Raw genomic sequence first — 22,647 nt, forward strand, 5'->3', positions numbered from 1 at the left:
TCGACACCGGCTATCAGGACGCCAAGAAGATCCTGACCGAGCACCATGACGAGTTCGTCGCGGTGGCTGAGGCGCTGCTCGAATTCGAGACGCTGACGGGCGAGGAAATCCGCGACCTGATCGCGGGCAAGCGCCCCTCGCGCGATCTCGACGACACGCCGCATGCCCCACGCGGCTCGGCCGTGCCGAGCGCCGGCAAGGGCCGCAAGCGCGGGGAGCCTGATGCCGGCATGGAGCCGCAGCCGCAGGCCTGAGGCTGGCAGGAATGAATGCAGAAGGGCGGCTGTAAGGCCGCCCTTTTCGTTTCTGCGGATGCGATGTCACGCTCCGTCACAATTTGTGAGAAGGCGGAAAGGTTTTTTGATTATAGAAACGCGCAAAATCAGGCGCTGATCGCCTATCGGAAACACATCATATGACGCGCAAATATTTCGGAACGGACGGCATTCGCGGGCGGGCGAACGGCGTCATCACGCCGGACCTCGCCCTGAAGGTCGGCCAGGCGACGGGCCTCGCCTTTCGCCGTGGCGAGCACCGCCATCGCGTGGTGATCGGCAAGGACACCCGCCTCTCCGGCTACATGATCGAATACGCCATGGTCGCGGGCTTCACCGCGGTCGGAATGGACGTGATGCTGCTCGGCCCGATGCCGACCCCGGCGGTCGCCATGCTGACGCGCTCGATGCGGGCCGATCTCGGCGTGATGATCTCCGCCTCGCACAATGCCTACGAGGATAACGGCATCAAGCTGTTCGGGCCGGACGGCTACAAGCTCAACGACGAGGTCGAGCGCGAGATCGAGGAACTGATCGACGGAGACCTGACCTCCCGGCTCTCCGGATCGCCGAAGCTCGGCCGTGCCAAGCGCATCGACAGCGCCGACGCGCGCTATGTCGAGTTCGCCAAGCGCACCATGCCGCGCAACATGAGCCTGGAAGGCCTGCGCATCGTGCTCGATTGCGCCAATGGCGCCGGCTACAAGGTGGCGCCGCAGGCGCTCTGGGAGCTCGGTGCAGAGGTTATTGTCATCGGCGACGAGCCCGATGGCTTCAACATCAATCGCGATATCGGCTCGACCCACCCGGCGACGTTGGTGGCGAAGGTCCGGGAGTTGCGCGCCGATGTCGGCATCGCGCTCGACGGCGACGCCGATCGGGTGCTGGTTGTCGACGAGCAGGGACAGATCGTCGACGGCGACCAGCTCATGGCCGTGATCGCGCGCTCCTGGCTGGAGGATGGCCGGCTCTCGGCACCTGGCATCGTCGCGACCGTGATGTCCAATCTCGGGCTTGAACGCTATCTGGCGGGCCTGGGTCTGTCGCTGGCGCGCACGGCGGTCGGCGATCGCTATGTGCTGGAGCATATGCGCAACCACGGCTTCAACCTGGGCGGCGAGCAATCCGGCCACATCATCCTCTCTGATTTCGGCACGACCGGAGACGGTCTCGTCGCGGCGCTGCAATTGCTCGCCGTGGTCAAGCGGATGGACAAGCCGGTCTCGGAGGTCTGCCACTGCTTCGAGCCGCTGCCGCAGATTCTCAAGAATGTCCGCTACAAGGCCGGGCGCCCGCTGGAGGAGAAGGCGGTGATCAGCGCGATCGAGGCGGCCAAGCAGCTTCTTGGCGAGAGCGGCCGCCTGGTGATCCGTCCCTCGGGCACCGAGCCGGTGATCCGCGTGATGGCCGAGGGCGACGACCGCGATCTCGTCGAGCGCGCGGTGGACGATGTCGTCGAGGCGGTGACCAAGGCCGCGGCCTGATTGGGGCGCGTCATGCTCGGGCTTGACCCGAGCATCTCCCGCCGGAGGAGGCTCCGGCACTTTCCGGTCATGAGATTCTCGGATCTGCGCTTCACTTCGCCCGAGAATGACGATGAGACCTCACACCACCGACGTCAGGCCGCCATCGACCATCAGCAAATGGCCGTTGACGTAGTCCGAGGCTGCCGAGGACAGGAAGATCGCGGCGCCGGCCAGTTCCTTGGTCTCGCCCCAGCGACCGGCCGGCGTGCGGCTGCAGACCCAGCTGGAGAAAGCCTCGTCGGCAATCAGCGCGGCGTTGATCTCGGTCGCGAAATAGCCGGGGCCGATGGCGTTGGCCTGGATGTTGTGCTTACCGAGCTCGGCGGCGAGGCCCCGCGTCATCATCTTCACCGCGCCCTTGGACGCCGTGTAGGGGATGATGGTGGCACGGCCGAGCTCGCTCATCACCGAGCCGATGCTGATGATCTTGCCGCGCTTGCGCGGAACCATGCGCTTGGTCACGGCCTGGGTGACATAGAACACCGAATGCAGGTTGGTGTTGATCACCTCATGCCAACCCTCGACCGGGAATTCGGTGATCGGCGCGCGCTTCTGCATGCCGGCATTGTTGATCAGGATGTCGATCGGGCCGATCTCGGCCTCGATCATGGCGACGCCGGCCTCGACCGCCTTCTGGTCGGTGACGTCGAAGGGGGCGATGGAGGCCTTGCGGCCGGCGGCCGCCAGAGCCTGCTGCGCGCGTTCGAGCTTAGCCTTGTCGCGCCCGTTCAGCACGACATGGGCGCCGGCATCCGAGAGACCCTCGGCCAGCGCGAGGCCGATGCCCTGGCCCGAGCCGGTGACGAGCGCGATCTTGCCGGCGAGACTGAACAGCGACAGCGACATGGCATATCCTCGCAAAATGCCGGAGGCGGCGATTTCGGTTTGCGCCGTGGGCGCTGCTTTGGGTAAGCAGGTTTCAATCGATTAGACAATGGTGCCGCGCGCCGTCGCGCGGCGATTCCGGGAGCGTCCCATGCGTGCCGTCGTCATCCATGCCGAGAAGGATCTGCGGGTCGAGCCGACGACCGCGCCGGAGCTTGGGCCGCGCGACGTGCGCGTGCGGATCGAGGCCGGCGGCATATGCGGCTCGGACCTGCACTATTACCTGCATGGCGGCTTCGGCACGATCCGCGTCCGCGAACCGATGATCCTCGGCCATGAGATCGCCGGCCGGGTCGAGGCGATCGGCGGCGAAGTCTCGCGGGTGAAGCCGGGCGACCGCGTCGCAGTCAATCCGAGCCGGGCCTGCGGCCACTGCCGCTATTGCCAGATGGGTTTGCAGCAGCACTGCACGGATATGCTGTTCTACGGCTCTGCGATGCGCTTCCCACATGTGCAGGGCGGGTTTCGCGACGTGCTCGTCGTCGAGGAGCGGCAGGCGGTGAAGGTGGCGCCGCGCGTCACCGCGGCCGAGGCCGCCTTCGCAGAGCCGCTTTCGGTCTGCCTCCATGCCGCCAAGCGCGCCGGGCCGCTGCTCGGCAAGCGCGTGCTGGTGACGGGGGCTGGTCCGATCGGCGCGCTGACCATCCTTGCGGCCAAGGCGGCAGGCGCCTCCGAGATCGTCGCGACCGACGTGGTCGATGGGCCGCTGCCGGTGGCGCGCAAGATGGGCGCGACCGCGACGGTCAACGTCGCGGCCGAGCCCGAGCGGCTCAAGGCTGAATACGATGCGGAGAAGGGCGCCTTCGACGTGATGTTCGAGGCTTCCGGCAATCAGCATGCGCTGACGGGTGCCTTCGACGTCGTCCGCCCGGGCGGCGTCATCGTCCAGATCGGCGTCGGCGGCCAGTTCACGCTCCCGATGAACGTCGTCGTGGCCAAGGAATTCGACCTGCGAGGTTCCTTCCGCTTCCATGAGGAATTCGACTGGGCGGTGGCGATGATCGGCTCGGGTAATATCGACCTTTCGCCGCTGCTGACGGCGTCGATCCCGGTCGACCGGGCGGTCGAGGCCTTCGACCTCGCCGCCGACAAGTCGAAGGCGATCAAGGTCCAGCTCGACTTCGCCTGAAGCCTGTCATCCCGTGCGCATCGCGGCGCGAAGTGCCGCGGTGCAGACACGGGACCGCGTGACGAGCAGGCGTCTCTTTCTGATGACGGTCCCGTGTCTGCGCAGCGGTATTCCATGCCGCAGCGCGCACGGGATGCCACTCTTCAGCCGCGGCTGCGCCGGCGCCGCGGAAGCTCCTCCGGCGGGCTGATGGCGAAGCGGCTCCGGCCGTTGCGCTTGGCGACATAGAGCGCCTCGTCGGCGCGGCGCGTGGCCTCGGTCAATGTGTCCTGCGGCTCGAGCAGGGTCGCGCCGATGCTGGTGCTGATCGGGACGGCGGCGCCGCTATCGAGGGTGACCGCATGCTCCGCCGCAGCCGCGACGATGGCTGCGGCAATGGCCGACAATTCATGGCGATCGACATTGTCCAGGAGCAGGATGAATTCGTCGCCGCCCCAGCGGGCGCAGATGTCCCGGTCGCGCAAAAGCGCGGTCATTCGCCGGGCGAGTTCCGCAATGACTTCGTCGCCGCTCTGGTGACCATGGCGGTCGTTGAGCGGCTTGAGATTGTCGAGATCGACCAGTAGCAGGCCGGCTTGATGCCCGGTGCGCCCGGCGCGGCTACGGCTGTTCGCAAAGGCGCGCTCGAAGCCGCGCCGGTTGAAGACGCCGGTCAGCGGGTCGGCATCGGCCAGCCGCTCGAGCTGCTCGGTGCGCTCGCGCACGGCCTCCTCGAGCCGGGCGGTGTTCTCCTCGACGCTGCGAGCCATGGTACCGAAGGCCTGCGACAGCCGGCCGATCTCGTCGCGGCCCGCATCGATGGCGACGGCACGGAACTCGCGGGCGCGGACATGGCTGGCGGCATGCTCGACGCGGGCCAAACGGTCGAGCACGGCACGCTTGAACAGCAGCGTCATCAGGGCCGCCGCCGCCAGCAGGACGGCGCCGAAGAGCAGGCCGAGCGGCAGGAACAGGCTCTTGTCGATGATCCGGTCGATATCCATCACCGTGACGTTGAACCAGCCGAGGCGGTCGAGATAGCCGACGCCGACGAGCACGCGCTTGCCGTCGACCGTCATGAAGCGCGACTGCACGAGATCGTCGCCGGCGCCGACGCGGGCGATCATCTCGCCGAGCAGGCTGCGGTCCGGGTCGTTGTCGACGAGCTGGTAGATCGTCTTCTTGGACGAGATGTCCTTGGTCAGGCTGTGGAAGTCGACGAGGGTCGCGTCGCGATGAGCCTGTACGGCGCCGCTGCGGTCGACGAACATGCTCTGGACGCCGGTCTGCGGGATGTCGACGACCTCGCGGATGAACTGCGTCAGATCGAGCCCCGTGCCGATGATGCCGAGGACGCGACTGTCCTTGCGGATGATGCAGTTGATCCAGACCTTGGTGACGCGGAGATTGTCGTCATGGTCGACATTGAGATGGCAGCCTGAGCCGAGCGCCGCGGTCTTGTAGTACCAGCCGTCGCGCGGGTTGCTGGCCGAGAGCGTATAGCGCTTGCGGTCGCGCTCGTAGCTGTTGTCCTGGTCGTTGAAATAGTAATTGCCCGAGCCGGCAAGCACGGTGAAATAGCTGCGGTCCCGGAAGGACTGGCGGTAATGCTCCAGCTCCGCCAGGCCGCGCTCCGCCTTCTCTGGGTTATCTTCGTTCTCGGCCCAGTCGACGATCGCAGGCGAGCGGGCGACGGTCTCGGCCAGCGAGACCTCGCGCATCAATGCTTCGAGGCCACGATAACGATCGAACAGGATCTGCTTCTCGGCGACGAGCGTCCCGAGCTTCACCACGGTCGCGTCGACGATCCACAGGAAGGCCGCGCCGGCCGGAATGGCGATCGCCACCAGGATGGCGAGCGTCCAGCCCATGACCCGGGCCTTCAGGCTGTGCGTGCGGGGCAGACCGGCTTCGGCCTGTCTCATCGGGTCGGCTTCCTTGCGGGGCAGCGCAAGGTAGGGACCCATCCGTTGCGTAAGCTTTAAGAACGGCTAACGGATCAGCGGCATTCGCTGTCATCTCGTGCGCGTCGCGGCGCGAAGTGCCGCTACGCAGACACGGGATCGTCTCCCGGAAAAGGCGCCTTCTCGTCGCACGGTCCCGTGTCTGCGCAGCAGCGTTTTACGCTGCGGCGCGCACGGGATGACGCGCTTCAGAACAACCCTTCGATCTGCCCCCGCGCATCGATATGGATGCGCTCGGCAGCCGGCTCGCGCGGCAGGCCGGGCATGGTCATGATGTCCCCGCAGATCGCGACGACGAAGCCGGCGCCAGCCGAGAGCCGGAGCTCGCGCAGCGGCACGATGTGGCCGGAGGGCGCGCCGCGGAGCGTCGGGTCGGCCGAGAAGGAATACTGGGTCTTGGCGACGCAGACGGGCAGGTTGCCGAAGCCGGCCTCTTCCAGCTCGGTGAAGCGCGCCTTGAGCCTGGCATCGACGCTGACGCCCTCGGCGCCGTAGATTTCGCGCGCGATCGTCTCCAGCTTCTGCCGCAGCGGCATGGCATCGGGGTAGAGCGGGGCGAAATCGGCCTCACCCTCGTCGGCGAGGGCTGCGACTTTGCGGGCAAGCTCTTCGGTGCCGGCGCCGCCTTCGGCCCAGTGCCGGCAGATCACCGCTTCGACGCCGAGATGGTTGCGGCAATAGTTGCGGATCAATTCGTGCTCGGCGGCGGTGTCCGTGGTGAAGTTGTTGATCGCCACGATCGGCGGCACGCCGAACTTCCTGAGATTGTTGACGTGGCGCGTCAGGTTGGAAAGCCCGGCCTCCAGCGCTTTCAGGTCCTCGCGGCCGAGCGCGTCCTTGGCGAGGCCGCCATGCATTTTGAGGGCGCGCACCGTCGCGACGACGACGGCGGCGGCGGGCTTCAAGCCAGCCTTGCGGCACTTGATGTCGAAGAACTTCTCGGCGCCGAGATCGGCCCCGAACCCGGCCTCGGTGACGACATAGTCGGCAAGCTTCAGCGCGGCCTTCGTCGCGATCACCGAATTGCAGCCATGGGCGATATTGGCGAAGGGGCCGCCATGGACGAAGGCGGGCGTGCCTTCCAGCGTCTGCACGAGGTTCGGCATCAGCGCGTCCTTGAGCAGCACGCTCATTGCGCCTGTCGCCTTGACGTCGGCGGCGGTGACGAGGCGCTTGTCGCGGGTGCGGCCGATGACGATGCGGCCGAGGCGGGCTTCGAGATCGGCGGCGTCGCGCGCCAGGCAGAAGATCGCCATGACCTCGGAGGCGACGGTGATGTCGAAGCCGTCTTCGCGCGGAAAGCCGTTGCTGGCGCCGCCGAGCGAGGAAACGATGGAGCGCAAGGCCCGGTCGTTCATGTCGATGACGCGGCGCCAGGCGATGTGGCGGGTGTCGAGGTCGAGGCCGTTGCCCCAGTAGACATGGTTGTCGATCATCGCTGCCAGCAGGTTATGGGCGCTGGTGATCGCGTGGAAATCGCCGGTGAAATGCAGGTTGATCTGCTCCATCGGCACGACCTGGGCATAGCCGCCGCCCGCGGCGCCGCCCTTCATGCCGAAGCTCGGGCCGAGGGATGGTTCGCGCAGCGCGATCATCGCGCGCCTGCCGATGCGGGAGAGCCCGTCGCCGAGGCCGACGGTCGTCGTCGTCTTGCCTTCGCCGGCCGGGGTCGGGCTGATCGCGGTGACGAGAATCAGCTTGCCGTCGGGCTTGGCCTGGAAACCGGGGATCGCCTGCGTGTCGATCTTGGCGATATACTTGCCGTAAGGGTTCAGGGCCTCGGAGGGGATGCCCGCCTTTTCGGCGATCGTGGCGATGGGCTGCAGCGTGGCTACGCGCGCGATCTCGATATCGGTCGGCATTCGTCCTCTCGGAGCTGTTCCTTTCCGCGTCTCCCGAGCGCGGAACCGGGCGGACACTGGCGCGAAAACCCCGCCGCCGCCAGCGCTTTTGCCGGTGGGTCGGGCATGATGCACAAGCCGATATGTCTTTTGACATGCGCGGGAACCGCGGCGCCTGTTACTCGTTTGGAAGTGGTTCAAGGGCTGCATGTGGCGGCCCGTGAAGCCTGCGCCGGGAGCGCGGCTTCTCGTTCCGGTCGGTTGGGGGATACGACCTTGGAGAAGCGAACCTGGCCCGTCGGGCAGGGCGAGATGGCGGAGCGGCTGCGCGGCTGGGACGGCCGCGAGACCGCACTTGGGCCACCGGGTGATTGGCCAGCCGTATTGCGCGATGCCTTGCAGCTCGTCCTGCTATCTCCGGCCGCGATGACCCTGCTCTGGGGCCGGCCGGGGCTGATGCTGTACAACGATGCCTATGCGATCATCGCCGGGGCGCGGCATCCCGCAGGTTTCGGCATGAGTGTCTTCGAGGCCTGGCCGGAGGTCGCCGATTTCAACCGCGCGGTGATGGAACGCGTCTTCGCTGGCGAATCGCCTTCCTATCGCGACCTGCCTTTCGTGTTCTACCGCAACGGCACGGCTGAGGATGTCTGGCTGAATGTCGATTACAGCCCAGTCCTCGATGCGGCCGGCGAGGTCGGTGGCGTGCTCGCCATCGTCACCGAGACGACCGAGCGTATGCAGGCCGAGAAGACCTTGCGCCGGCGCGAGGCAGAGCTTGCGCAGGTCCAGAAGATCGGCGGAGTCGGCGGGCTGGAGGTCGATCTGCGTTCGGGGTTCCGCAACCGTCGCTCACCGGAATATCTGCAGATTCACGGGTTGCCGCCGGAGGCCGTGCAGGAAACCCATGAAGACTGGGTCAGGCGCATCCATCCCGAAGATCGGGCGATGGTCGTGGCGCATTTTCAGGAGGCGGTGCAGGGAAGTGCCACGGCTTATCAGGCCGAGTACAGGATCATCAGGCCGTCGGACGGGCAGGTGCGCTGGATTGCGGCGACGGCGCAGATCGAACGTGGCGAGGGCGGCGAACCGCTGCGGCTGATCGGGGCGCATCGCGACGTCACCGAGCGCAAGGAGGCAGAGGCCGAGCAGCGCCTGCTGATGCAGGAACTGGCGCATCGCGTGAAAAACACGATGGCGATGATCCAGGCGCTGGCTTCCCAGACATTGCGCAGCGCCGGCACGCTCGAGGCGGCGCGCGAGACCTTCAGCGCACGGCTCGCGGCGCTGGCGCGCGCACATGACCTGCTGGTCGGCGGCCGGCGGGCGGATGCCACGGTCAATGACATCGCACAGAGTATCATCGCCCTGCAGGGCGATGCGGGGCGTTTCCGCATCGCGGGGGAGGAGGTCGTGCTGGGGCCGAAAGCGGCGCTGGCGCTGACGCTCATCCTGCACGAGCTCGCCACGAACGCCGTGAAATACGGAGCGCTCTCCAACGATACCGGTGTGGTTTCGCTGAGCTGGGGCGTCGGGGAGATCGAGGGCGTTCGGCAGTTCCGCTTGCGCTGGCGCGAGAGCGGCGGCCCGCCGGTTGCGCCGCCGTCGCGGAAGGGCTTCGGCTCGCGCCTGATCGAGCGCTCCTTCCCGGCGGCGCGTACCGGCACGGCCAGCGCCTATCTCCCCGAAGGGCTCGTCTTTACGCTGGACGCGCCCTTCGATGCATTGGGCGGCGCCTGATGCCAGGCGCTGCGCGTCGGGTCAGCCGGCGAGATGCGCGTTCTGCGGAAACAGGAATTTCCGCGCCTCGGCGTCGAAATCCGTCTTGAAGGCGAACTGGTCCTTCAGAGCGACGGCACGCTGCGCGGCGGGGCGGGCCGATATCTCGTCGAGATGACGCTTCACATGCGGGAACAACTCCGGCCAAGTCTCGCCGACGGCGAAGGAGAGCCGCGTCGCCCAGCCCCAGATCGACATGTCGACGAGGGTGTAGCGATCACCGAGCATGTAGGGTCGGTCTGCGAGCAGGTCGTTGACGATGCCCCAGTGCCGTTCGGCCTCGCGGGCATAGCGGTTGATGGCATAGGGCAGCTTCTCCGGGGCGAAGCGGCTGAAATGCACGGCCTGGCCGCAATAGGGGCCGATGCCGGTCGCGACGAACATCAGCCAGGACAGCATCTCGCCGCGCGCCTTCGGCGTGTCCTCGGGCAGGAACTTTCCGGTCTTCTCGGCGAGATAGAGCAGGATCGCATTGGAATCGAAGACGGTGACGTCGCCATCGGTGAGAGCAGGCGTCTTGGCATTGGGGTTGATAGCCAGGAATTCCGGCTTGAACTGGTCGCCCTTGCGGGTGTCGACCGGCACCATCTCGTAGGGCAGGCCCGCCTCCTCCAGGAAAAGCGCGATCTTCGCCGGGTTCGGCGAGGGGTGATAGTAGAGCTTGATCATCGGGGTCTCCTCGCAGGTGTCAGACCTGCCTCAGTCCGGCGACATAGGAAACGAGATCGGTCAGCGCGGCAATGGTCGCATCGGCCCGGAAGCCGAGCTGCTCCGGTTGCATCCGGAGCGCCTTGAACATCAGTGCGGGGTCGATGGTTGTGGCGGCGGCGAGCTCGCTACGCAGTCTGTCGGCCGGGACGCGCTCGATGCGGGCGACATGGAAGCCATGCGCCTTGGCGCCGGCGATGTCGAACCCGTTGGAGGAGACGAAGAGGATCTCGTCGCGGGCGAGGCCCAGCCGCTTCTCGACATGGGCATAGCCGCGCGGATCGGGTTTGTAGACGCCGATCTCGTCGACGCTGATCACGATCTCCAGCAGGTCGGTAATCCCGGCATGGGCGACGAGCCGCTTCAGCATGTCCGGGCTGCCGTTGGAGAAGATGGCGAGGCGGTGCGAGGCGAGCCCTTCGAGCGCCGCGCGGGCCTCGGGGTAGAGCAGCAGCGCATCGTAGGCGGCGGCGATCTTGGCGACGAGCTCGGGCGAGGAGGCCAGGCCGAGCGTCCTGAGTGTGAAATCCAGGGAGTCGCGGGTGACGGTCCAGAAATCTTCGTAGCGGTCCATCAGGGCGCGCAGCCAGGTGTATTCGAGCTGCTTCAGGCGCCAAATCTGGGTGATCGTCGCGCCATATCCGGGAAAGGCTGCGTCGGTAACGGCTGCGACCGACTGGACGTCGAAAAGCGTGCCATAGGCATCGAAAACCAGCGCCTTGATCGACATGCCTCTCCTCCCTGGTGATCCCCAACCTTCTTAACACTCGCATCCGCGCCGTGCCGCGTGGTATCCGCACAAGCACATTTCACCCTTGCCGACAGGTCAAGCCGATGCCACCTCGCCCCGTGATGCTGATGATCCTCGATGGCTGGGGCTGGCGCGAGGAGAGGGAGAACAACGCCGTCAAACTCGCGAACACGCCGAATTTCGACCGGCTCTGGGCTGCGAACCCGCATGCCTTCCTGCACACCTCCGGACTTGATGTCGGCTTGCCGCCGGGACAGATGGGCAATTCCGAGGTCGGCCATCTTAATCTCGGCGCGGGCCGCGTGGTGATGCAGGACCTGCCGCGCATCAACCAGGCGATCGCCGACGGCTCGATCGCCGGAGCCCTTGAAGTGACCGGCCTCGTCGCCGCACTGAAGGCGAGCGGCGGAGCCTGCCACCTGCTCGGCCTCGTTTCGCCGGGCGGCGTCCATGCCCATCAGGACCATGCGGTCGCGCTTGCCCGCATCCTGACCGCGCAGGGCGTCACCGTGCACGTCCATGTCTTCACCGACGGGCGCGATACGCCGCCGCAATCGGCGGCCGATTACGTGAAAGCCTTTGCCGCCGCGCTGCCGGCCGGCGCTTCCATTGCCAGCATCTCCGGGCGCTACTACGCGATGGACCGCGATAATCGCTGGGAGCGGGTCGAGAAGGCCTGGCGCGCGATGGTGCTGGGGGATGGCGAGCGCTTCCCGGATGCGCAGGCCGCGATCGCCGCGGCTTACGCGGAGAACGTCACCGACGAGTTCATCCTGCCGGCTGCGATCGGGGGGTATGCCGGGATGAAGGACGGCGACGGTTTGCTCAGCTTCAATTTCCGCTCGGACCGCATCCGCGAGATTCTCGCCGCCGTGCTGGAGCCGGATTTCGCCGGCTTCGTCCGTCCGCGGCGGCCGGAGCTGGTCAAGGCGGTCAGCATGACTTCCTACAGCGCCGAGCTCGACAAGATCATGCCGATGCTCTTCGCCCCGCAGACCCTGGCCAACGGGCTCGGCGAGACTGTCGCCAAGGCCGGCAAGACGCAGGTCCGCATGGCTGAGACGGAGAAATACCCGCACGTCACCTATTTCTTCAATGGCGGCGAGGAGACGCCTTATCCAGGCGAAGACCGGGTGATGGTGCCATCGCCCAAGGTCGCGACCTATGACCAGCAGCCGGAGATGTCGGCGCCGGAGCTGACCCGAAAGGCGGTCGAGGCGATCGATTCCGGCCGCTACGACCTCGTCGTGCTGAACTTCGCCAATCCCGACATGGTCGGCCATACCGGCGTGCTGGCTGCGGCGATCAAGGCGGTCGAGACGGTGGATGCAGGGCTCGGCGCCATCGCCGAGGCGATCGGGCGGCAGGGCGGGGCGCTGCTGGTCACGGCCGACCATGGCAATGCCGAATTGATGGTCGATCCGGTGACCGGCAAGCCGCACACGGCCCACACCACCAATCCGGTGCCGCTGATGCTGGTCGGCGGGCAGGGCAAGGGGCTGGCCGACGGGCGCCTCGCCGATATCTCGCCGACGCTGCTCGCGCTGATGGAGTTGGCGCAGCCGGCCGAGATGACCGGCCAGTCGCTGCTGCGCTGACAAACGCAAAACGGCGCGGGATGTCCCGCGCCGTTTCGTATCCTTGTCCGATCGTTCCGATCAGTACTTGCGCACCACCGGCGGCGGGGCGTAGGCGACCGGCTCCGGCGTGCCGCAGCAGTTCGGGTCGCCGAAGTTCCAGCGCATGCCGATGCGGAAGTCGTGGCTCTCGATGTCCTTGGCCTTGAGCGGACCCTGGATCTGGCCGGTGAAGGCGTTGATCAGGCGGCCCGACTGGCCGTCGCCCAGGTTCAGGTAGCGATAGCCGACTTCGAGGGTCAGGTTCTTGTTCACTTCGTAGCCGACGCCGGCCATCAGGGCCCAGGCCAGATCGGTCTTGCTGCCGCTATTGGCATAGCCCAGCGTCGCACCGTTGAAATTGCCGGTCAGAGCGCCCTGATCGGTCAGCCCGCTGATGCGGTTCTGCGCGAAGCCGATGCCGGCGCCGATATAGGGCGTCAGGCAGTTCCAGGTGCCGAGATCGAAATAGCCGTTGAACAGCGTGACCAGCGAGGTCAGGTTGCCCTTGTAGGTGTTGGTCTGGAAGCCGTTGTTGAACGGGTTGAAGACGATGTCGTTCACGCCGATCTGGCCGGCACCGCGATATTCGCCGGTGACGTCGAAGCGCAGCCAGTTGTTGAAGCGGTAACCGACGCCGAGGCCGCCGAAGAAGGCCGCGTTGTCGGTCTTGCCGAAGAAGGCCCCGCCGAACTGGGCGACGTCGTCCTGATGGTATTTGCCGACGCTCTGAACGCCGACGCCGATATCGCCGCGCAGATAGATGCCGCTGGAGATCGTGCCCTTGAGACCGAGCGGTTCCGGCGGCGGGGGAGGCGGCGCATAGGCGAGATCGGCCGCCTGGGCCGCGGCGGAGACGCCGAGGGCCAGGCCGCCCGCCAGCGCGAGAGTTTTCAGGCTGCCCATGGCAGTGTCCTTCGCGTTTGCGCGGCGCAGAGAACGCAGCCCGCGCGTGTTACCAACGGGAAGGACCATGCCAGCGATTTCTTAAATGACACTTAACCTTAAGCGCTAACCTTACCGGTGACTGAACAACGTCGGACGGGGCGTCTTTCGGCGCTGGCAAGCGGCGGGATCGGGCCGGTGATGTGATCGCCTAGTCAGTCGATTCGCCCTTCGCCGAGCGGGTGAGCTTGCGCGCCTTGGCGGCCATCTGTTCGAACTCGTCGCGGATCGCCTCGAGCTTGTCCTCGTCGAGTTCCTCCAGATCGAGCAGTTCCTCGCGGGCGCCCTCCAGCCGGCAGATCAGTTCGTCGAGCTTGATCTGCATCGCCGCGGTGTCGCGGTTCTGGCTGTTCTGGATGATGAAGACCATCAGGAAGGTGACGATGGTCGTCGAGGTGTTCACCACCAACTGCCAGGTGTCGTTATAGCCGAAGAACGGGCCGGAGAGCGCCCAGAGCACAATCAGCGCCGCAGCTCCGATGAAGGTCTGCGGCTTCCCAGTCCAATGCGCGATGGATTGCGAGAGGCGGGTGAAGAACGAGCGGTCGCTCTGCGGCATGCGGCGCTTGGCCATGGAACGATCCCCCCGAGGCCGGTTGAAGCTGTGCTCTCAACGCGGAGGAGGCGGTGGCCGTTCCGTAGTGGCGTGCCTAGAGCATTTCCGACGGATATGGAGCCGCCGGAAATGCTCTAGGCTTCTATTCTTGCGCAATTCCGGACGCAAAACCGCTTCGCAATTTTGCTGGAATTGCTCTACGCCGTCAGGCGCTCGGCATGCCAGGCGATGTGCTGGGCCATGAAGGTCGAGATGAAATTGTAGGAGTGGTCGTAGCCGTCGCGCATCGTCAGCTGGAGCGGGATGCCGGCAGCGGCGCAGGCGATGTCGAGAAGCTGCGGGCGCAGGCCCTCTTCCAGGAAGCCGTCCGCGGTGCCCTGATCGATCAGTAGATCGCGGACACGGTGGCCGTCGGCGATCAGCAGGGTCGAGTCATAGGCGCGCCATTTGGTCTCGTCCGACCCCAGGTACTTCTCCAGGGCCGGTCGCGACCAGCCGGCGGTCGAAGGCTGGGCGATGGGCGCGAAGGCGGAAACGGAACGGTAGCGGTCGGGGTTCTTCAGGGCGAGCGTGATCGCGCCATGGCCACCCATGGAATGGCCGAAGATGCCTTGGCGTTTCATGTCGACCGGGAAATGTCGGCTGATCAGCTCCGGCAACTCGTCCCGGATATAGGTCTCCATGCGATAGTTCTTCGCATAGGGTTCTTGCGTCGCGTCGAGATAGAAGCCGGCGCCGCAGCCGAACTGCCAGTTCTCCGGCTCGTCCGGCACGCCTTCGCCGCGCGGGCTCGTATCCGGGCAGACGATCGCGATGCCGTTGGCGGCGGCGGCGGCGCGATACTCGCCCTTGTCCATGACGTTCTGGTGCGTGCAGGTCAGGCCCGAGAGATACCAGAGCAGGGGAACCGGCGCGTCCTCGATCTGGTGCGGCAGGTAGATCGCGAAGGTCATCGGGCAGGCGCAGGCGGCGCTGTCATGCCGGTAGACACGCTGCGACCCGCCGAAGGCCTTCGAGGAGGAGAGGAGTTCCATTGGGCGGTTCCTTCAGAGGTTTGGCACGACGCTTGTAATTCCGGGGCGACCGAAGTCCGAATCCGGAACCCACGACCGGGCCAGGGCTTGTCCGGTCGGCTTATTCAAGCGTCGTGCCCAGTCGTGGGTTCCGGGTTCAGCGCTTTGCGCTGCCCCGGAATGACAAAGGCCGTGCTTCAGTGCCCGCCGAATGAGGCGGTGGAACGGCGCCTCAGTAAACCACCACGCTGCGGATCGACTTGCCCTCATGCATCAGGTCGAAGCCGGTATTGATCTCGTCGAGCGAGAGCTTGTGGGTGATCAGGTCGTCGATGTTGATCTTCCCCTCCATGTACCAGTCGACGATCTTCGGCACGTCGGTGCGGCCGCGCGCGCCGCCGAAGGCGGTGCCCTTCCAGACGCGGCCGGTGACGAGCTGGAACGGGCGGGTCGCGATCTCCTTGCCGGCTTCGGCCACGCCGATGATGATCGATTCACCCCAGCCGCGATGGCAGCATTCCAGCGCCTGGCGCATGACATTGGTGTTGCCGGTGGCGTCGAAGGAGAAATCGGCGCCGCCGCCGGTGAGGTCGACGATCGCCTGCACGACCTTGTCGTTGCCGATCTCGGCCGGGTTGATGAAATCGGTCATGCCGAACTTGCGCGCCATCTCCTGCTTGGCCGGGTTGATGTCGACGCCGATGATCTTGTCGGCGCCGACCATGCGGGCGCCCTGGATGACGTTGAGGCCGATGCCGCCGAGGCCGAAGACCACGACGTTCGCGCCCGGCCAGACCTTGGCCGTGTAGATCACCGCGCCGATGCCGGTCGTCACGCCGCAGCCGATATAGCAGATCTTGTCGAAGGGCGCGTCCTCGCGGACCTTGGCGAGCGCGATCTCGGGCAGCACGGTGAAATTCGCGAAGGTTGAGCAGCCCATGTAGTGGAAAACCTCGCCGCCGTCGCAGGAGAAGCGGCTCGTGCCGTCCGGCATGACGCCTTGCCCTTGAGTGGCGCGGATCGAGGTGCAGAGATTGGTCCGGCGCGACAGGCAGGACTTACAGCTGCGGCATTCCGGCGTGTAGAGCGGGATGACATGGTCGCCGGGCTTCAGCGAGGTCACGCCGGCGCCGACCTCGCGCACGATGCCGGCGCCCTCATGGCCGAGGATCGCCGGGAATTTGCCCTCCGAATCCAGGCCTGAGAGCGTGTAGGCGTCGGTGTGGCAGATGCCGGTCGCCATGACCTCGACCAGGACCTCGCCGGCCTTGGGGCCGCCGATCTCGATGGTCTCGATGGTGAGCGGCTTGCCGGCTTCCCAGGCGACGGCTGCACGGGTCTTCATCGGGTATTTCCTTCCTTGCGGATGTTCATTTCAGATAGGGGCGGATAACCCGCATGATCGCGGCGATCTCATCGTCCTCGGCTTCCGCCTGCGCCGCCTCGGCCGGGCGGGCCATGGTCTCGCGCAAGTGGCTTTCCAGCACCTCGGCCATCAGCCCGGTCGCCGCGCCGCGCAGCGCCGCGAGCTGCTGGAGCAGAGCGCCGCATTCGTCGCCGCGTTCGACCGCGGCGATCAGGGCGTCGGTCTGTCCCCTGATCCGGCGCAGCCGCGTGACCGCGCGCTTCTTCTCTTCCGGCGTATGAGGCATGGGCACCAAGGCTCCGATTGCCGCGACGCTATGGTACTGAGGGGGAGTATGTCAACGCGCTCGACCCGGCTGAAACGAAAAGAGCGGCAGCGTCGCCGCTGCCGCTCTCCCGCCGATGGGCTATCGGGTCGTTCAGAAACTGTAGCCGAGCTTTACCTTGACGAGGTGCTGGCTGAAATTGGTCAGGTCGAGATCGCCGGGCTGGCCCTTGGCCTTGCCGGCGACCTGGACGTTGTAGGCGGCTGAAAGCGCGAGCTGCTTGGTCGCCTGCCAGAACACGCCAGGGCCGACGAAGGTGGCGTAGCCCGCCTCCTTGCCGAAGCCGAGCTCGTTATGGGCGCGCATATGGCGGACCTCGCCGCTGAGATAGAGCCCATCGGAAACTTGCCAGGCGAGCGAGCCGGCGATGGTGAGGGTGGAGGAACGCTGATAGGGCGAAGGGCCGGTCCAGGTCAGGTCCTGCGAGAGGTTGAGCCCGGCATAGAGTGTGTTCGCGATCAGCGTCTTGTCGGCGAAAAGACGGATGCCGGTATTGTAGGTGGTGAAGCGGGGCGCGCCGTCCGGATCGGTGCGGTTGAAGCTGGGATCGATGACCAGCGTCAGGCCCAACCCGTGCATGTCGCGGCCGAGCAGCTTGTACTTCATCTCAACGCCGGCGCCGAAGGCGCGCGAATCGGCGCTGACGCCGCCCGCCGAGGCGCTGGTGATATTGCCCAGCACGTAGGGACCGACCTCGAAACAGGGGAACAGGCCGTAGGAGCCCTGCAAGGTCAGGCCGTGGCCGTTAGAGCTGCCGCCGCGGGTGCCGAAGGCGCCGCCATAGGTCAGGCTCGGCCCGAAGGAGCCGACATCGGCGACATCCGAGCCGGTGGTGAAGCCGAAGGCGTCGGTCGGAATGCCCTCGCTCTCCGTGCAAGCCGAGATGGCCGGAGCCGGTGCGGCGGGGGCACCTTTGCGGGAGGGCAGGTCGGCTGCAAGGGCCGGGACCGACGCGGCAGCGGCGATCAGGGCAAGGGCGATGGCTTTCAAAGACATGCGGTGCTCCAGGCGGACGTCCGATCAGTAGGCTATTGCAAGTCGATTGCAATAGTTACTTTATCCATGGATGAAGCATCTCGCGAACGTCCTTCCGGCGCGATATGAGAGTCATATGGATTTGCGCAATCCAACCCGCTGTTGTTGCGCTGCAACAGTCAGGGCTTCGGCAGATGCGAGAGCCGCTCCAGGGCGCGCGGCGCGATTTCGGCGAGCGCGCTGATCGGTTTCCAGGCGGCGGCATGGACCTCCTCGACCTGCGCGACCAGCGGCAGGGCCGGATCGGCAACGAAGAGATATTGCAGGTCGTGATGGATATGGGCGGGTTCGCCGCGCGACGGCTTGCCCGGCACATCGTGGCTGTCGATGGTGAAGGGCAGGTCGCCGCCCTGATGCCAGGGATGGAGCTCAAGGCCCTGCACGCCGGTTTCCTCGATCGCCTCGCGCGCCGCCGAGAGATGGAACTGCTCCGCCTCCTCCCAATGGCCGCCGGGCTGGAGCCAGCGGCCGATCACGACATGGTCGATCAGCAGGACCTGCGCGTGGTCGGGCGAGAGCACGAAGGCGCTGGTGGTGAGATGGCCGGGGAACGTGTCGCGCCGGTCGAGCGCGTGCCCCTGCGCCATCTGCCAGCGCAGCAGCGCGAGATGCTCGCGCGAATTCGCGATCTCGGCGCGATAGCGCTCGACGGCGCGGGACAGATCGTTGCGGAAATCCATGGGGTCAGCGTGTTTCGAGCGGCAGGCGGTAGGATTCGAAATGCCCGTTCTTCGGGCCGTCATAGCCGATCAGGACCGCGAGGCCCTTGCCGTCTTGGGGAAGCACGGTCAGGGATTCCGCCTTATCGTCGCCGCGACCGGGCAGATCGCCGAGCGGAGTCGCAAGATCGGGTTTGGCAGGGTCGACCAGCAGCAGGGAATAGGGAAGGGATTGTTCCTGCGCCGGACCCAGCAGGGCGAGCAGGCGGCCATCGGGCAATGGCGCTAGATCGCGGATGCCGCGATTGCCGCCAGCCGGCAGTTCGAACACCCGCGGGGCTTCGGTCGCCGGAGCATGGCCCGGCGCGAACAGGGCCTTGAGCGAGGCGCCGACGAGGAAGCCACGATTGCCGAGTGAGGGCGCGCGCAAGCCCGCCCAGAGCGTGTCGCCGACAACCGCGATGCCTTCGACATTCATGCCGTTGTCGTCCATCAGGCTCTTGCCGAAGAAGGTGCCGGCGGGGCCGGCCGCGCGCAGCATGTCGCTCAGGCGATAGGTCAGTTCGACCTTGCCTGCGGGTGAGCCCTCGGCATCGACCTTGATCCGGGCGAGATGAAAGGCCGAGAGGCGGAACTCGCCCTTCCTGCGCGAGCAGCCATGCGAGCCCGCCACATAGAAGGCGCCATCGGCATAGGCGACGGCCTCGCCGTCGAGTTCGGCGAAGCGGCCGGGCGCCTTGCAGATGCCCTGCGGCGGCTGGCCGAGCGTGTCGGGGGAAGCATCGTCGCCGACGATGGGCAGGGTCGCATCCGGAATGATCCGGTTCTCGGCGATGCGGGCGAATTGGGCGAAAGAGCCCTCGTCATTGATCAGCAGGCAGCGCTGCGTGCCATTGGCGGCGGGCATGCAGGCGAGGCCGCTGACGTCCCGCGCCGGCTTGCCCGGCTTCTTGCCGGCGAAGTCGCCGAGCGTCCTGAAGCGCTGTTCCGGCGCGAGCGTCGCGGCCTGCGTGAGGGAGGCGCCGAGCAGGGCTGCGGCAACGAGAGAAGCGAGTAGGCGGTAGCGCATCGGGCGAATCCGAAAGGAGAGGCGCGGATTGAGCGCGTCCGCCCGATGGATGTCAAAGCGCGGCATCGCGATCCCTATGGGATCTTGATGCTCCCACCCCCTGCTTCGTCTCGAACCACTATGGCGCCCTCCCTAGCTTGTCGGGGCGGTCCTTGGAGACCGTTCGGGAAACAGGATGATGTTCAGTATCCCTCGCAAATCCTTCGGCGGCCCGCTCCAGTTCCTGGTCGGGCGCGATGCGGAAGGCCACTGGCTTGCGGTCGAGACGCATGGCCGTGGCGGCGGCATGTTCTGCGATCGCGGCGCCGCGCTGCGTTACGCCGTGTTCGAGACCGGGCACCGGGCGCGTGCGGTCCGGGTGACCGCCAAGACGCTCTCGCTACTCTGAGGCCAGGCCATGAATCACTGGCTTCACGGCATGTTCACTGCGCTGGTTACGCCCTTCGATGAGGAGGCGATCGACTATGGCGCGCTGGAACGCCTCATTCTCTGGCAGATCGCGCAGGGCGCCGACGGCATCGTGGTCGGCACGGCGACGGGCGAAAGCCCGACGCTGAGTGGTTCGGAGCGGGAAGCGCTCTGTGCAGCCGCCCGCCGCATCGCGGGCCGGCATTATCCGGTGATCGCAGCCGTCGGCAGCTATTCGACCGCCGGGACGGTCGCCGAGATCGTCGCCGCCGAGAAGGCCGGTGCCTCGGCTCTGCTGCTGCGCATGCCCTATTACAACCGGCCGACGCAGGCGGGGCTCGCGGCCCATGCGCTGGCGGCGGCGCAGGCAACCGGGCTTGAGATCATCCTCGACAACGACCCGGATCGCTGCGGCGTCGAGATCGCGGCAGAGACGCTGCAGGTGCTGGAGGGAGCAGCTAACATCGTCGGTATTCTGGAGCGGCGCGGCAATCTCGTCCGCTGCGACCGGATCGCCCGCTTGCGCGACCGCCGCTTCATGCGTCTGACTGGCGCCGCCGACACCATTCCGGCTTACCTGCTCGCCGGTGGATGCGGGGCGATCACCAGCGTCGGCAATCTCGCGCCGCATTGGCTGGCGCGGCTGGAGAGCGCTGCGCGTTCCGAATCCTACGGGCAGGCGCAGATCCTGCAGCGGCGGCTCATTCCCTTGCTCGACCTGTTGGCGCGCGAGCCAGATCCCGTCCTGATCAAGCTCGCCCTGTCGATGCTGCATCCGGAGGTCGGCGCCGCCTGCCGCGCGCCGCTCGCACCGCCGCGCCCGGAATGCGTGCCCCTGCTTTGCGATGCCATCGAGGACTTGCCGCATCCCTTGGCCGGCATGGCGATGAAGGCAGCGCGCGACGGTGTGGCGGCGCTCGGTCGCGCCTGAACCTGCGGCGGGCATCGCGACGCCCGCTGTGAACCGGATGGAGGTTCCCATGACCACAATCGGCGCCTATCGCCGCCGCCGGGAAGCAATCTACCGGCATGTCCGCGGCGTTTCGGCCGGCGGTTGGAAGGCAGACCTGCTGCATCTGTTCGGCTCGGTCGTCCTGCTCGCCATCCTTATCGGCGCGCGCGTCTGGTGGCATCTGCACTGAGTCACGCAAATGAAAAGGGCGCCGCGATGCCGCGACGCCCTTTCGAAGTCATCGATCGGAGCCGAATTCAGTTCAGCTTGGCGTAGGCCGGGACGGTGAGGAAGTCCTCGAAATTCGGCGCCAGCGAGAGCGTCTCGAACAGCGCGATCGCCTCGGGGAATCGGCCCTTGGCATAGTTCTCAGGCCCGAGCTCGCCCTTCACGCGCTCCATCTCCTCGGGCAGGCAACGCTTGAACAGGGCCGCGTCGGCCTTGACCCCGCCGTCGAGATCGACGCCGTACTGGCAGAACTGCCAGATCTGGGCGCGGCTGATCTCTGCAGTCGCGGCGTCCTCCATCATGTTGTAGATCGGCACCGCACCGCGGCCACGCAGCCAGGCTTCGATATACTGGACGCCGACGCGGATGTTCTCGCGGAAGCCTTCCTCGGTGCGGGTGCCCTGGTGGACTTCCAGCAGGTCCTTCGCGCCGATGCTCACGTCCTCGCGCTTCTTGCCGAGCTGGTTGGCCTGCGGCATCAGCCGGTCGAAGACCTCCATCGCGACCGGGACGAGGTCGGGGTGAGCGACCCAGGTGCCGTCATGGCCGTCGCTGGCCTCGCGCTCCTTGTCGGCCTTGACCTTGGCGAAGGCGGCGGCATTGGCTTCCGGGTTGTTCTTGACCGGGATCTGCGCCGCCATGCCGCCCATCGCGAAGGCGCCGCGCGTGTGGCAGGTCTTGATCAGCAGCAGCGAATAGGCGCGCAGGAAGGCCTTGGACATCACGACCTGCGAACGGTCCGGCAGGACATAGGCCTTGTTGCGGGCGAGCTTCTTGATGAAGGAGAAGATGTAGTCCCAGCGGCCGCAATTCAGGCCGGCCATGTGCTCGCGCAGCTCGTAGAGGATCTCGTCCATCTCGAAGGCTGCGGGCAGGGTTTCGATCAGGACGGTGGCCTTGATCGTGCCGTTCTTGAGGCCGAGCGCCGACTGGGCGGCGACGAAGACGTCGTTCCAGAGCCGCGCCTCGAGATGGCTCTCCAGCTTCGGCAGGTAGAAATACGGGCCGGAGCCGGCGGCCAGCGCAGCCTTGGCGTTGTGGAAGACATAGAGGCCGAAATCGACCAGGGAGCCCGAGGCTTCCTCGCCGTCGATCTCGATATGGCGCTCCGGCAGATGCCAGCCGCGCGGGCGGATGATCAGGACGGCGGGCTTGTCCTTGAGCTTGTAGTCCTTGCCGTTCGACGGATCGGTAAAGTCGATCTTGTTCGCCCAACGGTCGCGGAGATTGATCTGGCCTTCGATCATGTTGGCCCAGACCGGCGAGGAGGCATCCTCGAAATCGGCCATGAAAACCTTCGCGCCGGAATTGAGCGCGTTGATGATCATCTTGCGGTCGACGGGGCCGGTGATCTCGACGCGGCGGTCGAGGAGGTCGGCCGGGATCGGCGCGACGGTCCAGTCGCCCTCGCGGATATGCCTGGTCTCGGCCAGGAAGTCCGGCGTCTCGCCGGCATCGAAGCGCTTCTGGCGCTCGGCACGCAGCGCGAGCAGGCGCTTGCGCGTCTCGTTGAAGCGGCGATGCAGGTCGGCGACGAATGCGAGCGCCTCAGTGGTGAGGATCTGCTCGAAGCCGGGCTGCAGGGCGCCCTTGACGACGACGCCGGCCGGCAGTGCGAGAGTGGGGGTGTCCGACATG

21 protein-coding genes and 1 pseudogene are annotated in these 22,647 nt (G+C 66.4%); 8 read left to right on the forward strand and 14 right to left on the reverse strand.

What is annotated here, in order from left to right:
* Positions 1–254, forward strand: a pseudogene (locus tag Q0Q36_RS21090) (cell division protein FtsH); the annotation flags it as partial.
* A 161-nt stretch (positions 255–415) separates the two neighbouring features.
* Entirely contained in the window at positions 416–1,759 is a 1,344-nt protein-coding gene (glmM, locus tag Q0Q36_RS21095; RefSeq protein ID WP_293801152.1) for a phosphoglucosamine mutase, read from the forward strand.
* Between the two features lie 120 nt (positions 1,760–1,879).
* On the opposite strand, the gene Q0Q36_RS21100 is transcribed toward glmM, so the two are convergent.
* Positions 1,880–2,647: an SDR family oxidoreductase gene (locus Q0Q36_RS21100; protein ID WP_293801154.1), complete on the reverse strand. Its 768-nt coding sequence runs from the start codon at positions 2,645–2,647 to the stop codon at positions 1,880–1,882.
* 130 nt (positions 2,648–2,777) lie between these two features.
* Here Q0Q36_RS21100 and Q0Q36_RS21105 point away from each other — a divergent pair, with 130 nt between their 5' ends.
* Positions 2,778–3,815 carry an L-idonate 5-dehydrogenase gene (locus Q0Q36_RS21105; RefSeq protein ID WP_293801156.1) on the forward strand — a complete coding sequence of 346 codons (1,038 nt, stop codon included), beginning with the start codon at positions 2,778–2,780 and terminating at the stop codon, positions 3,813–3,815.
* Positions 3,816–3,958: 143 nt separating this feature from the next.
* Here Q0Q36_RS21105 and Q0Q36_RS21110 read toward each other — a convergent pair whose 3' ends face one another.
* On the reverse strand, positions 3,959–5,719 hold the full coding sequence (locus tag Q0Q36_RS21110; RefSeq protein ID WP_293801158.1) for a diguanylate cyclase: 1,761 nt from the start codon (positions 5,717–5,719) through the stop codon (positions 3,959–3,961).
* 227 nt (positions 5,720–5,946) lie between these two features.
* Entirely contained in the window at positions 5,947–7,620 is a 1,674-nt protein-coding gene (locus Q0Q36_RS21115) for a formate--tetrahydrofolate ligase (protein WP_293801160.1), read from the reverse strand.
* Between the two features lie 255 nt (positions 7,621–7,875).
* Between Q0Q36_RS21115 and Q0Q36_RS21120 the strand changes: the two genes are divergently transcribed.
* On the forward strand, positions 7,876–9,339 hold the full coding sequence (locus Q0Q36_RS21120) for an HWE histidine kinase domain-containing protein (RefSeq protein WP_293801162.1): 1,464 nt from the start codon (positions 7,876–7,878) through the stop codon (positions 9,337–9,339).
* A 21-nt stretch (positions 9,340–9,360) separates the two neighbouring features.
* Here Q0Q36_RS21120 and Q0Q36_RS21125 read toward each other — a convergent pair whose 3' ends face one another.
* Entirely contained in the window at positions 9,361–10,047 is a 687-nt protein-coding gene (locus tag Q0Q36_RS21125; protein WP_293801164.1) for a glutathione S-transferase N-terminal domain-containing protein, read from the reverse strand.
* 19 nt (positions 10,048–10,066) lie between these two features.
* Complete coding sequence (locus tag Q0Q36_RS21130) at positions 10,067–10,816, reverse strand: haloacid dehalogenase type II (RefSeq protein WP_293801166.1); 750 nt, start codon at positions 10,814–10,816, stop codon at positions 10,067–10,069.
* Positions 10,817–10,920: 104 nt separating this feature from the next.
* Here Q0Q36_RS21130 and gpmI point away from each other — a divergent pair, with 104 nt between their 5' ends.
* Complete coding sequence (gene gpmI, locus Q0Q36_RS21135; RefSeq protein WP_293801168.1) at positions 10,921–12,435, forward strand: 2,3-bisphosphoglycerate-independent phosphoglycerate mutase; 1,515 nt, start codon at positions 10,921–10,923, stop codon at positions 12,433–12,435.
* A gap of 60 nt (positions 12,436–12,495) precedes the next feature.
* Here gpmI and Q0Q36_RS21140 read toward each other — a convergent pair whose 3' ends face one another.
* The 8 genes from Q0Q36_RS21140 to Q0Q36_RS21175 form a co-directional block, all read right to left on the reverse strand.
* The gene (locus Q0Q36_RS21140) at positions 12,496–13,359 is read right to left on the reverse strand and encodes an outer membrane beta-barrel protein (protein ID WP_293801170.1); all 864 of its coding nucleotides are present in this window, start codon (positions 13,357–13,359) and stop codon (positions 12,496–12,498) included.
* A 190-nt stretch (positions 13,360–13,549) separates the two neighbouring features.
* Positions 13,550–13,972 (reverse strand): low affinity iron permease family protein, encoded by a 423-nt coding sequence (locus Q0Q36_RS21145; protein ID WP_293801172.1) that lies wholly within the window; start codon positions 13,970–13,972, stop codon positions 13,550–13,552.
* Positions 13,973–14,151: 179 nt separating this feature from the next.
* Complete coding sequence (gene fghA / locus Q0Q36_RS21150) at positions 14,152–14,988, reverse strand: S-formylglutathione hydrolase (RefSeq protein ID WP_293801174.1); 837 nt, start codon at positions 14,986–14,988, stop codon at positions 14,152–14,154.
* Between the two features lie 211 nt (positions 14,989–15,199).
* Complete coding sequence (locus Q0Q36_RS21155; protein ID WP_293801176.1) at positions 15,200–16,312, reverse strand: S-(hydroxymethyl)glutathione dehydrogenase/class III alcohol dehydrogenase; 1,113 nt, start codon at positions 16,310–16,312, stop codon at positions 15,200–15,202.
* A gap of 25 nt (positions 16,313–16,337) precedes the next feature.
* Complete coding sequence (locus tag Q0Q36_RS21160) at positions 16,338–16,619, reverse strand: metal-sensing transcriptional repressor (RefSeq protein WP_293801178.1); 282 nt, start codon at positions 16,617–16,619, stop codon at positions 16,338–16,340.
* 132 nt (positions 16,620–16,751) lie between these two features.
* A complete protein-coding gene (locus tag Q0Q36_RS21165; protein WP_293801180.1) occupies positions 16,752–17,654 on the reverse strand; it encodes a hypothetical protein in 903 nt (300 codons plus the stop codon).
* Positions 17,655–17,812: 158 nt separating this feature from the next.
* Positions 17,813–18,373: an NUDIX domain-containing protein gene (locus Q0Q36_RS21170; protein WP_293801182.1), complete on the reverse strand. Its 561-nt coding sequence runs from the start codon at positions 18,371–18,373 to the stop codon at positions 17,813–17,815.
* A gap of 4 nt (positions 18,374–18,377) precedes the next feature.
* Positions 18,378–19,421, reverse strand: coding sequence for a DUF3616 domain-containing protein (locus Q0Q36_RS21175; RefSeq protein WP_293801184.1), 1,044 nt, complete (start codon positions 19,419–19,421; stop codon positions 18,378–18,380).
* Between the two features lie 178 nt (positions 19,422–19,599).
* On the opposite strand from Q0Q36_RS21175, the gene Q0Q36_RS21180 reads away from it, so the two are divergent.
* From Q0Q36_RS21180 to Q0Q36_RS21190, 3 genes are read left to right on the forward strand one after another with little or no spacing between them, the layout of a single operon-like run.
* Positions 19,600–19,809, forward strand: a complete 210-nt coding sequence (locus Q0Q36_RS21180) for a hypothetical protein (protein WP_293801186.1) — start codon at positions 19,600–19,602, stop codon at positions 19,807–19,809.
* Positions 19,810–19,818: 9 nt separating this feature from the next.
* Entirely contained in the window at positions 19,819–20,760 is a 942-nt protein-coding gene (locus tag Q0Q36_RS21185) for a dihydrodipicolinate synthase family protein (protein ID WP_293801188.1), read from the forward strand.
* Positions 20,761–20,809: 49 nt separating this feature from the next.
* Positions 20,810–20,971, forward strand: coding sequence for a hypothetical protein (locus tag Q0Q36_RS21190; RefSeq protein WP_293801190.1), 162 nt, complete (start codon positions 20,810–20,812; stop codon positions 20,969–20,971).
* Between the two features lie 67 nt (positions 20,972–21,038).
* Here Q0Q36_RS21190 and aceB read toward each other — a convergent pair whose 3' ends face one another.
* A complete protein-coding gene (gene aceB / locus Q0Q36_RS21195; protein ID WP_293801192.1) occupies positions 21,039–22,646 on the reverse strand; it encodes a malate synthase A in 1,608 nt (535 codons plus the stop codon).
* Position 22,647 lies beyond the last annotated feature (1 nt).

This window comes from uncultured Allobosea sp., from assembly GCF_945957345.1.
In the GTDB taxonomy this organism is placed as follows: domain Bacteria; phylum Pseudomonadota; class Alphaproteobacteria; order Rhizobiales; family Beijerinckiaceae; genus Allobosea.